Origin of the sequence: Rhodococcus jostii NBRC 16295, assembly GCF_001894825.1 — a bacterium.
In the GTDB taxonomy this organism is placed as follows: Bacteria; Actinomycetota; Actinomycetes; order Mycobacteriales; family Mycobacteriaceae; genus Rhodococcus_F; species Rhodococcus_F jostii.
The window spans coordinates 79,431-92,263 of sequence record NZ_BCWY01000001.1; the positions used below are offsets into that span (position 1 = coordinate 79,431).

10 protein-coding genes and 1 pseudogene are annotated in these 12,833 nt (G+C 62.5%); 5 read left to right on the top strand and 6 right to left on the bottom strand.

Features of this window, described 5'->3' with window-relative positions:
- Positions 1–207: 207 nt before the first annotated feature.
- Positions 208–327, bottom strand: a pseudogene (locus tag RJ1_RS47415) (IS5/IS1182 family transposase); the annotation flags it as partial.
- Positions 328–816: 489 nt separating this feature from the next.
- Here RJ1_RS47415 and RJ1_RS00445 point away from each other — a divergent pair.
- From RJ1_RS00445 to RJ1_RS00460, 4 genes are all read left to right on the top strand, one after another.
- Positions 817–2,076, top strand: coding sequence for a purine-cytosine permease family protein (locus RJ1_RS00445; RefSeq protein WP_083400281.1), 1,260 nt, complete (start codon positions 817–819; stop codon positions 2,074–2,076).
- Between the two features lie 364 nt (positions 2,077–2,440).
- A complete protein-coding gene (gene moaA, locus RJ1_RS00450) occupies positions 2,441–3,496 on the top strand; it encodes a GTP 3',8-cyclase MoaA (RefSeq protein WP_073357935.1) in 1,056 nt (351 codons plus the stop codon).
- Entirely contained in the window at positions 3,489–3,743 is a 255-nt protein-coding gene (locus RJ1_RS00455; protein WP_073357936.1) for a MoaD/ThiS family protein, read from the top strand. Before moaA ends, RJ1_RS00455 begins: the two co-directional genes overlap by 8 nt.
- 453 nt (positions 3,744–4,196) lie before the next feature.
- Complete coding sequence (locus tag RJ1_RS00460; protein ID WP_143048786.1) at positions 4,197–4,460, top strand: hypothetical protein; 264 nt, start codon at positions 4,197–4,199, stop codon at positions 4,458–4,460.
- 434 nt (positions 4,461–4,894) lie between these two features.
- On the opposite strand, the gene RJ1_RS00465 is transcribed toward RJ1_RS00460, so the two are convergent.
- The 3 genes from RJ1_RS00465 to RJ1_RS00475 all read right to left on the bottom strand — a co-directional run bounded on the left by RJ1_RS00465 (position 4,895) and on the right by RJ1_RS00475 (position 7,171).
- The gene (locus RJ1_RS00465; protein ID WP_073357938.1) at positions 4,895–5,407 is read right to left on the bottom strand and encodes a DoxX family protein; all 513 of its coding nucleotides are present in this window, start codon (positions 5,405–5,407) and stop codon (positions 4,895–4,897) included.
- 167 nt (positions 5,408–5,574) lie between these two features.
- Positions 5,575–6,429 carry a FadR/GntR family transcriptional regulator gene (locus RJ1_RS48725; protein WP_143048788.1) on the bottom strand — a complete coding sequence of 285 codons (855 nt, stop codon included), beginning with the start codon at positions 6,427–6,429 and terminating at the stop codon, positions 5,575–5,577.
- Between the two features lie 61 nt (positions 6,430–6,490).
- Positions 6,491–7,171: an SRPBCC family protein gene (locus RJ1_RS00475; protein ID WP_162850246.1), complete on the bottom strand. Its 681-nt coding sequence runs from the start codon at positions 7,169–7,171 to the stop codon at positions 6,491–6,493.
- Positions 7,172–7,653: 482 nt separating this feature from the next.
- Here RJ1_RS00475 and RJ1_RS00480 point away from each other — a divergent pair, with 482 nt between their 5' ends.
- Complete coding sequence (locus tag RJ1_RS00480) at positions 7,654–11,178, top strand: serine/threonine-protein kinase (RefSeq protein WP_073357941.1); 3,525 nt, start codon at positions 7,654–7,656, stop codon at positions 11,176–11,178.
- 225 nt (positions 11,179–11,403) lie between these two features.
- On the opposite strand, the gene RJ1_RS45695 is transcribed toward RJ1_RS00480, so the two are convergent.
- Both RJ1_RS45695 and RJ1_RS00490 read right to left on the bottom strand, forming a co-directional pair.
- Entirely contained in the window at positions 11,404–12,171 is a 768-nt protein-coding gene (locus RJ1_RS45695) for a sulfite exporter TauE/SafE family protein (RefSeq protein WP_073358105.1), read from the bottom strand.
- A 440-nt stretch (positions 12,172–12,611) separates the two neighbouring features.
- On the bottom strand, positions 12,612–12,824 hold the full coding sequence (locus tag RJ1_RS00490) for a TOBE domain-containing protein (RefSeq protein ID WP_073358106.1): 213 nt from the start codon (positions 12,822–12,824) through the stop codon (positions 12,612–12,614).
- Positions 12,825–12,833 lie beyond the last annotated feature (9 nt).

Below are 12,833 nucleotides of genomic sequence, written 5' to 3' on the forward strand. Positions count from 1 at the left end.
GGTTCCTGTAATGGGCGACGGTCCTCGTTCGGATTCGGTTCGGCTGCTCGGTACCACGCGTGCGCGCCGAGGCCGGCCATGAGAAACGCCCACATCGTCAGTACTCAGGAATTTCCACATCGTCAGTACCCAGGAATTGGCAGCGGTCGCGGAGTGGGCGAGCGATGCCGCGGCAGTCGGCAACATGACTAAGCACGTACAAAATCGCGTGAACACCGCCCGATCATCCACCGGTGCACTGCGACCTCCCCTGTGGACATGCGGCGAACTGTGGGTCAACGGTTCGGCGATCTCCCACAACGCATCCGATGCCAACCGCAGTGACAACTCATCTCGTGCGTCACATTATGGCCCATGCTATGAGACACGCGATTAGATAGATCGTTTTGGTAGTCGACGTCGTTGTCCCAGCGGGTTGTTCGACTTCTCGATCGCCACGCTCCCGAAGCTGTGAGGACCGGCAACTGCTGGCTGGAACTACCCGTTCGGGGTGATGCCACCAATCCGTGGTTCGGCTCACACTCATATCCGATCGTGAGGTGTCATCTTTCCTTATCCCCGAAAGCGGCAGACACCCGCGAGGGTAATCCAACCTTCGACGTGAGGAAGAAAGTGCCCGACTCAGATCGAATTGATGGAGCGGACGACCACCCTGTGAATGAATCGGAGCACACACAGTCCGAGTTCAGGCGGCCGAGCTCAATAGACGAGAACGAGGATCCAGCCGCCGACGATTACTCGAATGAACACGTACCACTATCGGCACGGGTACCTCGATTTACGCTCACGATGTCGGGTTGGTCGATGATCACAGGAATGGCCTGGCTGTTCTTCGGCGCGCTGGCGGGGACCCTTTACGGAACGCGGCAGGCGCTAATCGGGCTGACGGTATTCACCGTGGGGTTTGCGATACTAAACTCGCCGATGGTGCGGATCGGAGCGTTATCGGGATTGAGCAGCACCCTCGTGTCCCGGCGATTGTTCGGTAAAGCGGGTGGGATGCTGATCGCAGTGCTCGTCGGCGCCACGACAATCTACTATGCAGTGTTCGAGAGCAGCGTGGTGGCGGTCGGGCTTCATGAGTATTGGGGCGGCGATCTGCGGCTCTGGAGCCTCGTGGTGGTTCTTGCCATGTTGCCCCTGATGATGGGAGGGGTGCTGACGTGGATGCACAAACTCAACGGAATCCTGTTGCCGGTCTATATCGTCGGAATGGTCGCTGCAGTGATCCTTGCGGCAAAGAACGGCAATCCTACGGAGTTCCTTGATTTCCCAGGCGTGGTTCCACCCGAGGCGAGGGGGATTCCAGGCTGGTTGGCAATCGTACTGTTGTATCTCGGGGTGTCGCTGAATATGGTCAGCACTCTTGATTTTGCACGATTTTCACGTCTCGAGGACATCGGCTATCACCAACGGATCACCTTTGGTTGGGTATTTGCGATCGTCGTGTTCCTAGTAACCGGCACGGCGGGTATGTTTCTCGCGCAGATGGCGTTTCCCGGATCCGTGCCAACCGAAGCCGGTGTCGTGGTCGGTTTGATCGGCACGCTCGGATTCGCGGGTCTCGTCCTGATCGTTGCCACCCAGATCCGGATCAACACGCTGAACTTCTACATGTCGTCGATGAACGCGCAGCGGCTGATCTATCAGCTGAGCGGTCGACGGGTCAGCCGCAAACCGCTCGTGGTAGCCAGTGCGGTGATCGTGTTCGTGTTTATGCTGACCGATGTGTTCTCTTACATGGAAAAGGCCCTGCAATGGCAGAGCATATTCTTCGCCGGTTGGGTCGCCATTGTGTTGACGCATGTTTTGATTGCCGGTTCGAGGGCGTTGATGGGGGACGTGCCGGGAATGGTTCCGTCTCTCCGACCCGCCACGGTGGTGTGGGTGATCTCGGCTGCAGTTGGAATCAATCTGTTGGAGTCTCCTACTCTCTGGGCGACAGGATCGAACATCGCGCCGATCATCACCATCCTCGTGGCAGTTGTTGGTTACGCACCGTTCGTTGTGCGGAGTCGCTCCGACGCCGGGGCGGCATCGACTGCGCAGCAAACTGTTGGTGCAGCAGACGATTGAGATCGGTACGCGTGCGGGTCACCAGTGCTCACTGGAAGCTGAAGAACTACCCGTTCCAGGGGATGCAGTGAGGCCATGGCAGGGACCACACTGTTTCGATAGCCGTGTTTTGCGGTGAGACCGTGGACCCGAGCGAATGATGTTCATGCGAAGGGACGTGACGTGCAACCTGCGCCGATTGCCTATCATGCGCGCGAAACCGTAGCCGAGGCTACGGGATTGCTCACCGCTCATGGTGTCGAGGCGAAATGGAGGCCGCCCAGCACGGCCCGGCGCCGTCATGTCGTGAGCACGCTCAGCGCGGAGCCGAATCCCGGACGGGGGCGTCGCGGTGACGTCGATTCTTGATCCAGTTCAGATCGGGATGCCGCGGGTGCGAGGCGGAGGTGGTCAGCCAACGCCCGCCCTGTCGAGAGCCGATCGTCCGTCGGTCGCGGCGCTGGTCGATCGGTTCGGTCGGGTCGCCAAGGACCTGCGGGTGTCGATCATCGAGAAGTGCTCGCTGCGTTGCACCTACTGCATGCCCGCAGAAGGGCTTCCTAACATCCCGCAGCACCGACTACTCACGACAGACGAGATCGTGCGCTTGGTGCGGATCGCGGTCGAAGATTTGGGGGTCAACGAGGTCCGGTTCACCGGTGGGGAGCCGCTGATGCGACGCGACCTCGAGGACATAGTCGCGGGCTGCGCCCAAGCGGTTCCCGGTATCCCACTATCGATGACCACGAATGCGGTCGGGCTCGAGCGCCGGGCACGGCGGCTCGCAGCCGCGGGGCTGGGACGGGTCAACGTTTCACTCGACTCTATCGACCGCGCCCATTTCGCCGAACTCACCCGACGGGACCGGCTGCCATCGGTGCTGGCCGGGATCCGTGCAGCCGCCCGCGCCGGGCTTGCGCCGATCAAGATTAACGCAGTTCTGATGCCGGAAACGCTCAGCGGTGCGGCCGATCTGCTCGAATGGTGCCTCACGGAGGGCTGCCTTCTGCGGTTCATCGAGCAGATGCCACTTGACGCGGACCGCAGGTGGGCGCGGGCGTCGATGGTCGACGCGGAGCGGCTGCTGGAAGCGCTGGGTGAGAGGTTCGACCTGACGGAAGTAGGACGCGAGGATCCGTCGGCGCCGGCCGAGGAGTGGCTGGTCGACGGCGGCCCTGCCACCGTCGGCATCGTCGCCTCGGTGACCCGGAACTTCTGTGCGGACTGTGACCGGACCCGGCTCACCGCGGAGGGCACGGTCCGATCTGGCCTGTTCAGTGATGAGGAGGTCGATCTACGCGCAGCGATGCGCTCGGGGGCAGGGGACGAGAAATTGGCCGGGCTGTGGCGTGACGCGATGTGGAGCAAATGGGCCGGACACGGTATCAACTTGGAAGGATTCGAGCCGCCGAACCGCAGTATGGGAGCGATCGGTGGCTGAGCATTCGGTATCGGTGCGCTACTTCGCCGCGGCCGCGGAGGCTGCCGGGTGTACTAAGGAGGAAGTCCGGGTTGTGGTCGGCGCCAGCCTCGCCGACCTTCGGGCGGTACTGGTGGGCAGGTACGGCCCGAGCATGGAGCGCGTGCTGACGGTGGCCGCGTTCCTGCAGGACGACGAGCTCACTCGGGATCTCGCGGTTGCCGCGGCATCGCGGGTGGATGTGCTGCCGCCGTTCGCTGGCGGCTGAGGTGTGAAGGAAGTCATGAGTCGATCACGACGTTCACACCACGGTGTACTCCGATCGGCAGCTCTGTCGACGACCACGGGTGTAAGCCGCGGCATCTTCTCGCGGTGTCCTTGTTCCGGATTGCTGAGATGGTCGCGGTGACCCGAGGTGTAGGAGGGCGAAACGAGCATGTGAGCTGAAGAGAGTGTGCGCGTGTAGCCGCTGTGAGTGATGATCTGACCTACATCGACGGTGAGGGCAGGGTGTGGGTAGTCCACGTGAGTGGAATAACCGCTACCGCTTGGATCCCGTCGGAGGCGAGAGAGTTCCAGACCACCGCCGAGGTGATCGCGTTGGTTGGGGCCGACAACATGACGAAGCCGACGTGCTGTCCACCGCCCGGACGGCAGGGATCTCGAGCATCAAGCGCACCTCTGAGCTGGCCCACTGCGCTCTCAGCTCGTGGTGCCCTCGGTGAAGGTCGAATTCGGTTTAACCGCGACCGCGATCACCAGCGGGGCGCGGGCTATGACGACCATCGGACACACCGACGTCGATATGACGATATACCTCGGTGGCCGTCGTGGGCCCGCCCTGGCCTTCATTGTGAAGGCGGTCGACCCGCCGGCCAGCCAGAACGTGGTGCGGTTGCTCGCCAAAGAGGGCGGCGAGCGTGGTCACTGGGTTCGCAACGTGTCGAGCCTCGCGGTATCGGATTCTGCCAGCCCTGCGCATTGACCTGGGTGGTCCTCGTGACCTCCACCGGTGATGCCCACTGCACTTGGAAGGACACTGCCGTGGAGGTGTCGGCGATATGGCTATAGCCGTCGCACCAATCGCGCAGGTCCCCGGGGTTGATCATGTTGTGCGACATTGCGCGTGCCTCCCGCTCGTGAACGTGCGCTTACTGCTCGCCCTGGTTTTCCGAGCACAACTCCTCGGTGTCTGTGTGCCTGGCGATGCGTGGCCGGTTGATTGACACGCCGTTCTCCGCGGACGAGATTTGGCTGAAGGAAAATTGCGATCACAACCCAACCCAGCCCGTCACCCCGTCCGCGAAATGCTGGCGCTTCCAGATCAGCACCTGTACCTACGATGTGTACGTCGTAACACACCGGTCGCTGGTCAGCGTTTCGGCGAAACGCCTGCCCTGCGCACACCATGTCTCCGATTCAGCGCTCGACACGGTTCTTCCGCAGTCCGGCGACGAATCCCGCTGCGGCCACGGCGGCGGATGTCAACGCGACTGTCCGCATCCACGGTCTGTTGAGAGCGTCCCCGGAGACGTGGTCGACTGAGAACTTGCCGGGGCCGGCGATGCCCACCGCGGTACCCACCAGACCGAGCATCGCTGTGTACTCGTATCCGCCATTCAGGGAGAAGAAGCCGTTCGGTGCATGTACGGCCGATGCGACGGCCATGGTGCCCAGCGTCGCGGCGGCAGCGGCGGGTGTCGCGAGGCCGGTGGCGAGCAGCGCGCCACCTCCAATCTGGCAAAACGCCGCGATCCTCGCTTTCTTCTGTCCATCCGTGAAGCCCATCTCCTCGAAGGCGACCCCCGCCCCCTCCAATCCGGGGCCGTCGAAGGCGCCCCAAAGCTTTTGGGCACCATGCGCAAACAGGGTGCCGCCGACGCCGAGTCGGACGGCGAGGACGGCATAGTCACGGGCAGTGTTTTTGGCCACTGGAAATACTCCTACAGTGTGGTTGGACGTTGAACTTCGGTGAATATCAGTACGGGATTGACGGTGTCTAAATCCGTGGCTCCGAACGACTGCCACGAACTGGTAATCCGTCGAACGGGCGAGCGTCCGTGAAACAGTGCTTCGCTGACCCACGTTGATTGATGCGATCAGTGGTTCCAGCTGAGGTCGCCGTTCATCCAAATCGCACGTGTACCAATCAGGTCGGTGATTGCCGCCGACGGAATGCTTGCCTGATCATTCGCGGTGCGAATGTCATCGCTGAGACGACTCGGGAGGCGTATGCAGTTGGTACTCAGCCGCATTGCATCTGCAGCGCATTCTGGACGCTCATCCACAATGGCCCCGACTAGCGCCCTGTGCGCGGCGTATCCGTCCTTCGCGTCGCCTGGTCGCGTTTCGCCGTCAGATCCCCGGTTTCCCTCTGGAGCAGAGATGGTCCCGCTGGCCCAGTCGAATAGAACTGAGAAGACTCTATTATGAGTGGCGCGAACGACCGCCCTGTGGAGGCTGAGATCGGCGGCGACGAATTGTTCAGGCGATACCGCTGATTCTCTCCACATCATTGCGCCCTTGAGAGCGGCGATGTCCGAGTGATCTCTGCGGCTCGCCGCAAGTCGAGCGCTCTCGATTTCCAGCGCTGCGCGAACTTCGTTGATCTCGTGTGGATCGGCTCGGCCTCGTAGTCGGTCGAGTGTCGTGAGTGGGGTGGTAGACATCACGAATGTGCCCGAGCCCTGGCGTGGAAGGAGTTGCCCGGACGCGACCAAGACCCGTATTGCCTCCCGCCCGGTTGAAGTACTGACACCGAGAAGGGTGCTGAGGTCACGGTTGTTTGGAATCTGGGAACCGACAGGCCATTCGCCCTCCGAGATGAGAGAACTCAATCGGTGGACTGCGTGGGTTACCAACGAGATTCGTTTGACGGGCCGCACTGTCGCGTCGTATCTCCGATCTCGCGCATTGCGCATTGCACATTGGCGCGGCGGGCTTACCTCATCCATCCTGCCTTCGCGGCCTTACCGTTTGCGGGCGTTGCATCAGCCTGCCGCGGATCGCGGGCGTTCAGGTCAGGAGCCATGTCAGTCCGATGGTGAGTACGGTCAGCCCGACCAGGGTGACGGCCCACTTTGCCTGGAGAGGAATGATCGAGTTGAGGTCGAGGGGGGCGACGTCTGCGACGGTGGTGTTCGTGGGGGTGACGGGTGTCAGTCTCGGTGCGGGCGACGCGGTGTGTGAGCTGCCGGCCGTCTCGGATCCTGCCTGGGTCTTAGCTTCGACCTCGTGGGAGTCCTTAGGGCTGGCCAGCACGGTTTCCTGCAGCCGGGCGGCGAACTGTTCGATCATCCGCGATCCGATCTCCGTCATCGCGCCTCGGCCGAACTGCGCCACCTTTCCTGAGATTGCCAGGTCCGTGGTGACGGTACAGCGTGTACTGCCGCCGTCGCTCCCCAACAGCTGCATGGTGATGAGTGCATCCGCGCTGCCCTTGCCGGTCGTATCTTTCGCCCGGGCCTTCAGCACCGCTCGATATGCGTTCGAGTCGAGTTCGGTGAACGAAGCCTGGCCCTTGAACTGTGTGAGGATCGGACCGATCTTGAGTTTGACGACACCGGTGAACGAGTCTCCATCGATGCCGGTCAGCACGGCACCGGGCATGCAGGGGGCGATCAGTTCGACGTCGGTCAGTGCCGTCCACGCCTTACCGATCGGCACGTCAAGGGCGAACTCGTTTTCCAGCTTCACGGTGAAGGCCTTTCTCGTTTCGTGCGGTAGTTCACTGTGGGTCCCGGCGATGTCTTCGCGCATCACCCTGACCGGGTAGTTGCACACATCGCGGCAGGGGAGATCACCCAATTCAGTTCCGATAACCCCACCAGAGCGAACACACCAACCGACCCTCGCCTGGTTGCCTTATGAGGCCTCGTCTGTGTGCAGGACCGTTGCCGTGGTCCTGGTCCTGCCTCCGCCTTCACTGCTGAAGTCCCCGGCTGTCGACGTCACGCCCGGACTTCCGAAACATCGCGAGACCCCACAGCAGCGGCTGCGGACGACCTCGATTGTTCCAACGGCGATATGCTGTAACCGCTGGATGCGCCTACCACGGCGGCAAGAGGTGATCTCATGAATTGGGTCCGGGCATGCGGCGGTCCGCCGGGTTCGAGCCCTGCCTGGCCAAATGCCCCTGGATTGCGAAACGAGGCCGACGCGCGGGAGCGAGGCCGCTGATGGCCGAACTCGATCCACAATCGACACAGCGCGACATGGATCCCGGGATCGAAGCCGAGCTGGAATCGGCGGGGTTCGAGGATGCTCGGGAGATCGGGCGCGGCGGGTTCGGGGTCGTGTACCGCTGCGTCCAGCCGTCGTTGGACCGTGTCGTCGCCATCAAGGTCCTCTCCTCAGAGTTCGAGGGGGTCGACCGCGAGCGTTTCCTCCGCGAGCAGCACGCGATGGGCCGACTCTCCGGACACCCGAACATCGTCCACATTCTTCACGTTGGCATCACTCCCATGGGCAGGCCTTATATCGTGATGCCGTACCACGTCCGCGGCTCGCTGGACTCCCGAATCCGCCGGAAGGGGCCGCTCGGATGGCGCGAGGCACTCCGTATCGGCGTCAAACTGGCCGGGGCTCTCGAAACTGCGCACCGGCTCGGCATCCACCATCGGGACGTCAAGCCGGCGAACATCCTGACCACCGAATACGGCGATCCGCAGCTAACCGACTTCGGCATCGCACGCATTTCCGGCGGCTTCGAGACCGCGGCCGGCAGCATCATCGGGTCGCCGGCGTTCACTGCCCCCGAGCTGCTCAGAGGGGAGGATCCAACGGCTGCGTCGGACGTCTACGGTCTCGGCGCGACACTCTTTTGCGCTATCACCGGCCACGCTGCCTTCGAGCGCCGAAACGGTGAGAAGGTTGTCTCCCAATTCCTACGGATCACCTCACACCCGATCCCGGATCTACGTGAACAGGGAATTCCCGACGATGTGTGTGCGGCCATCGAACGCGCCATGGCGGGGGAGCCGACAGATCGCCCCGCTTCCGCGGCCGACTTCGCGCATGAGCTGAGAGAGGTAGAACGTCGACACGAACTGAGCGTCGACGAGATGGCACTACCCGGTGAGGAAGGTTCCGCCGAGGGCCCGCCCGAGAACATGACCGCTGCGTCGAGCCGGGGCCGCTCGGAACCGCGACGTAATCAGGTGACCCCGCGGCCGCCGCCCGTCGCTTCGACCCGATTTCATCCCCCGGAGGCGACTCGAGCACGTGTGGAGCGCGGCCGCCTGATGCAGGTCTTACGTGCTGGCCGGAGCCGACGTTTGATCGTCATCCACGCGCCTGCGGGGTTCGGGAAGAGTACCCTGGCCGCGCAGTGGCGAGACGCCCTTGTAGAAGAGAATGTGGCCGTTGCCTGGTTTGCTGTCGATCGTGATGACAACAACGTCGTCTGGTTCCTGGCGCACCTGATCGAGGCGATCCGGCGGGTGCGACCCACCCTCGCAGATGAGCTGGGCCAGATCCTCGAGGAGCGCGGCGATGACGCCGAGCGGTACGTGCTCACGTCCCTGATCAACGAGATTCATGACAGCGGTGAACGCATGGCCGTCGTCATCGATGACTGGCACATGGTGACCGGTGACGTCACCATTGCTGCGATGGGCTTCCTGCTCGACAACTGTTGCCACCACCTCCAGGTCATCGTTACGACCCGATCCCAGGCCGGCCTGCCGCTGAGCCGAATGCGAGTACGCGATGAGCTTGTCGAGATCGACGCCGAGGCGTTGCGGTTCTCTGTCGAAGAATCACGTTCGTTCCTGGTGGATATCGGTGAGCTCACGCTTGCTGACAACGATGTGGCCGATCTCAGGGAATCGACGGAGGGATGGGTGGCGGCATTGCAGCTGGCGTCGCTGTCCCTGCGAGGTCAGGCTGATCCAGTTCGGCTGATCAGCCACATGTCGGGACGCCATCACGCGATCGGGGAGTATCTAGCCGAGAACGTGCTCGATAACCTCGAACCCGAGATGCTCGATTTCCTGCTTGCCACCTGCGTCACCGAACGAACCTGTGGTGCGCTCGCGTCGACCCTCTCGGGGGGCGGTCGTGGGCAGGTACTGCTCGAAGAGGTCGAGAAACGGGACCTCTTCTTACACAGGATCGACGACAACGGGGACTGGTTCCGATATCACCACCTTTTCGCCGAGTTTCTGCGACGACGCCTCGAACGCGATCAGCCGGATCGGGTCGCCGAGCTCCACCAAAGCGCGTCGCGGTGGTTCGCCGAGCACCACCTGCTCAGCGAGGCCGTCGATCACGCGCTGTCTGCGGGCGACCAGGACCGGGCGGTCAGTCTGGTCGAAACTGATGGGATGGATCTGATCGAGCGCTCGCAAATGGCGACACTGCTCGGGTTGACAGCGAAGCTTCCACCACGACTCGTGGTTTCCAGCCCCCGCCTGCAGCTCACCACGGCGTGGGCCAACTTTCTGCTGCGCCGCACCGCACCCACCCAGACAGCACTCGCTCTCGTCGATTCCGCCCTCGACCAGAGCACTCGCAGCGAGACCGACGTCGCCGATCTACGGGCCGAGGCTGCTGTCGTGCGGAGTTCGGTGGAAGTTTCCGCCGACCGGATCGACGGAGTAGACCAACTGGTGTCGGATTGCCTGTCGCGACCGGACAGGTTGCGGCCCTGGGTCGTGTCGGTCGCGGTCAATGTCGCCACCTTCGAAAAGATCTATCGGTTCGACTTTGATGCAGCAGACCGGTTGCAGGACTGGGCATCGCGCTATCCGCGGCGAGCGAACGGACCGTTCGGCGGCGTCATATATGGGTATTGCATCGCGGGGATTGCTGCCAACGAACGGCTCGAGGTGGCGTCGGCCGAGCGGCACTACCGCGAGGCCCTGCAGCTTGGCCGTAGATCGGGTGGCAGCCATTCGAACGATGCGCGCCTAGCTGGTGCCCTCCTCGGTGACCTCTTGTATGAACAGGGCGACCTCGTGGAGGCCGAACGACTGCTCGACGCCAGCTGTGAACTCGGACCCGAAGGTGGGGTGGTGGATTTCATGCTCGCCACGTACGGAACAGGGGCCCGAATCAAGTCTCTGAGAGGCGATCTCGAGTCCGCTGCACGGCTTCTTGACGAAGGCGCCAGTATCGCCGAAATGCTCTCACTTCCACGGCTGAGAGCGCGGATCAGAAATGAGAGGGTGAGGTTGGGGCTGCCGACCACACCCGGCGTCTCCACCCGACCTCTACCGGCAGAAGACCAAATCGGAGGCAACCAGCGAGAGACACCCTGGGTAGACGGAATCCTAGCGATAGCGGCGGAACTCGATGAACAAACCGCAATCTGGCTGATGCTGGACGAACGTACACGTGAGCGGGTCGACCGCGCCTGTGCGGAGGCGGAAGCACTCGCGGAGCGCCTCAGGGATCAGGGACGACCTAGGGCATTTCTTCAGGCGCAACTACTCCTCGCTTCATGTCTGACGGAAGCGGGCCGGATCACCGAAGCCAAGAACATACTCGCACCGGCCGCGGCGAAATGCGCCGAGCTGGGCCTTCTGCGATACCTGCTGGATGGCGGCCCACAGATCGCTCCAGCCCTCGCCGCGCTCCGCGACGACCAACGAAATGACCGGTGGCAGCCAGAATGGCCACCGATCCCACATCCTTTCCTGGATGAGGTGTTGACTGATTACGGCGACTCCCCATCGTCTGCGGCTGTCCACCGACAATGAATCACTCAAAGCCGCAACCAATTATGTAGCTCGTCGCGAGGGCCCGCTTTGCTCCTGATCCGCGTGCACTCGAAGGGCGTGGGATGCAGTCGCACGCTTTCGGGCAAGTCGAAAAGCAGACGCCGGCATCACAATCGGTAGGTGTGCCGCAGTCAGGAGATGCCTCTCTCGTTCACGCAACCGCGATCCTGATAGCCAACGGTGACGACGCAGTGCTGAGGCGCGTCATCCTTGAATGAAAAGGATGGAGGCGACGCCGAACCCTAAGGTGCAGACGACGCGTCTCAACACGGTCGGACTCACCTGTCGCGCGAGGAGACCGCCGAGCATGCCCCCGACGCACGAGCTGACCAGCAAGATCGCGACATGAGGCAGACTCGCCTGGCCCGACAGCAAATAGACCACCAGGCCAGAGGTCACGACGACGCATGAGAGCAGCGCTTTCAGTCCGTTGAGCCGCTGCAGGTCGTCAGGAATCAAAATTCCCATCACTGCGAGCAGTAGGACACCGAGACCGGCGCCGAAGTACGAACCATACGTTGCTGCGACCATTACTGCGGAACGAGCGCCAAGTCCGACGCGCCCTTCGTCCACGCCCTTCCTGCTGCGCCTGACGGAGACCCAGGCAGCCAAGCGCGGCTGTACCAGCAGCAGAAGGCAGGAACCAGTCACCAAGTACGGCACGGCAACCTTGAACGCCGCGGCGGGGGTGTTGAGTAGGAGGACGGCGCCCAGGACACCCCCGATCACGCTGACCGCCGCGAGAGCGAAGAAGCGACGCCGCTGCCCTCGCAGTTCTCGTCTGTACGCATAAGCGCCACCTGCATACCCCGGAACCAGCCCGAGGGATGAGGTGATATTTGCCGAAATCGGAGGAAGTCCCACTGCGAGAAGTGCGGGGAACGTGATCAGGGTGCCACCACCGGCAGCGGTGTTGATCGCCCCAGCCAGCACGCCGGCGATCGCGACCAGCACCGCATCGTCGAAAGACAAGTAGTTCTCCTGTTCAGAGGGGTGGCGGTGAGTCCACTCGGGACTCTCACCCGGCAACCGAAGCTTCGGTGGCTCAGGGCAGGCCGGCGGGCGATTGCGGTGCGGGTTCGGTGTTCTTCCGGGGAAGTATCCGAGAGCGCCAAGGCACCCAATCCTGTCGACATCAGGACCGCGGCGTGTCGAGCTGATGCCGGCAAGCAGTTGGCGGCTCGCGGCGTCTCGTTGATCGATCAGGAATTCTCCTGGGCCGACACTGCGAACAGACGTCAGCGCTCTTGACTGTTCCTCGACGGGCCCTGATCGGTCACGCGGGAAACGTGAGTTGCCGTCCTCATCCAGGTAACGATGTGCTCTGCCATCCTTGGCCGGGCGAAATCCAAACGTGCTGGCACCACACGTATGCTGAGTCCCGGCCATGGCGCGACGTGAGACGTTCAGCCCTACTCGATACCGAGCATAACCTCAGTGGACTTCACGAGTACCGTTGCCGCTAACCCGACAGCCAAACCGAGTTCCTCGACCGCTTCCTTTGTGATGGACGCCGTCACGATCTGCTCGCCTCCATCGAGGCGCACTTTCACCGTTGCCATCACGCTACCGATCTTGACTTCGGTAATTTTGCCGGCGAGTTGGTTTCGAGTGGACAGGCGCATCATCTACCT